The organism is Pseudomonas parakoreensis (assembly GCF_021602155.1).
In the GTDB taxonomy this organism is placed as follows: domain Bacteria; phylum Pseudomonadota; class Gammaproteobacteria; order Pseudomonadales; family Pseudomonadaceae; genus Aquipseudomonas; species Aquipseudomonas parakoreensis.
Map to the genome: position 1 here is coordinate 1 of NZ_BQHY01000061.1, position 1,191 is coordinate 1,191.

2 protein-coding genes are annotated in these 1,191 nt (G+C 59.7%); both read right to left on the reverse strand.

Annotated elements, in window-relative coordinates:
- Positions 1-72 precede the first annotated feature (72 nt).
- Positions 73-558, reverse strand: a complete 486-nt coding sequence (locus L6D63_RS28350) for an HNH endonuclease (protein ID WP_217325328.1) — start codon at positions 556-558, stop codon at positions 73-75.
- Positions 559-601: 43 nt separating this feature from the next.
- Positions 602-1,191, reverse strand: a 590-nt coding sequence (locus tag L6D63_RS28355; RefSeq protein ID WP_236170511.1) for a DNA cytosine methyltransferase, incomplete at its 5' end; no start/stop codon positions are given.

The following is a 1,191-nucleotide window of genomic DNA, read 5'->3' on the forward strand; positions in this document are numbered from 1 at the left end:
TCGCCAAACGGGTAGCTGGTGCTGCGCTCGTGCAGCGCTGGGCAATCGATGATGTTTTCTTTGGGCATGGGGCTATTTCCCGTGGTTGGAGTGGTAGCCGTTCTGGCTTTCGAATGACTTGCGGGCTGCTGCCGCGTCGAGCAGCGTCTGGTGTCGGCCGAGCGTGATATAGCGACCGCTCAAGTAGCCGTAGGCTCGCCATCGCGATCTCTGATCCCACATGACGCCCGGCAATCCGGAAGAATTGGTTCTGTGAAGCCGCTGATTTCTGGCGTTCTCGATCGCAGTCACTGGCCGAAGGTTTACCCACCGGTTATCCGTGCGGTCTCCGTTGATGTGGTCGACGCAGTCCGGAATCTCTTGCCCCATGAACGCGAAAGCCAATCGGTGCAGGCTCTGGTACTTCTTGTTGACCATCACGACCAGGTAGCCGTTTGTGGCCTTAGTTGCCGCGACTGATCCCGCTTTCGCGCTCCCCTGATCGACTAGCCAAGTGAACAGCCCCGTATCCGGGTCATAGCTCAGCAGATGTTCGAGGTAATCCTGATTTTTGAGCATGCGCGTCCTATGCCGGGGCATGCCCGGGCGGTGGAGGGTGGTGTCAAAGTTGTTCGAGAATTCGCCTGCCGATCCAGCGAACGCAGGGCACTGCCTTGCTGTTGCCGATAGCCTTGTAGCGCGGGCCGTCCGGGCACTCTTCGGCAGGCTTGCCGCGCCAAGGGATCAGCGTGTAGTCGTCGAGCATGCCCTGCAGGCGTTCGCACTCGCGCGGGATCAATCGACGAACGCTCGATCCTCCGACCAATTGGCCCGTCCATGCATGTTCGGCTTTCACGTTGCCGTGATTGGCGCCAAGAGTGCCGGATACTGTCGCAACGATTGGCTGCCCGCGCCCGGTGCCGTCCTCGCTGCCGTCGAAGCCGTCGAAGCCGTCGGCTTTCAGCGTGTGAGTGATATCGCCAGTAATGCACACAGCGACTTGGCCGCCGGCATTCGCGTGGGAACCGGAGTGATTCATGGCGCGCAACGTCGGTGCGATTTCGCCTACGTCGGCGCCGTGATCCTTGCAGGAGAATGCCAGCACAGCATTTTCTTGCCCTTGGTTGCGTCCGAGTGTGAAACCGATATCGCTTACGCATGGGTCCTGTGTGCCATGCACCACGAAACTTTCAACCTCGAAATCAATCCGCA

Bases quoted from the DNA above. Each gene is read 5' to 3' on its own strand.
- L6D63_RS28350 (WP_217325328.1), bottom strand. From the start codon at position 558: ATGCTCAAAAATCAGGATTACCTCGAACATCTGCTGAGCTATGACCCG.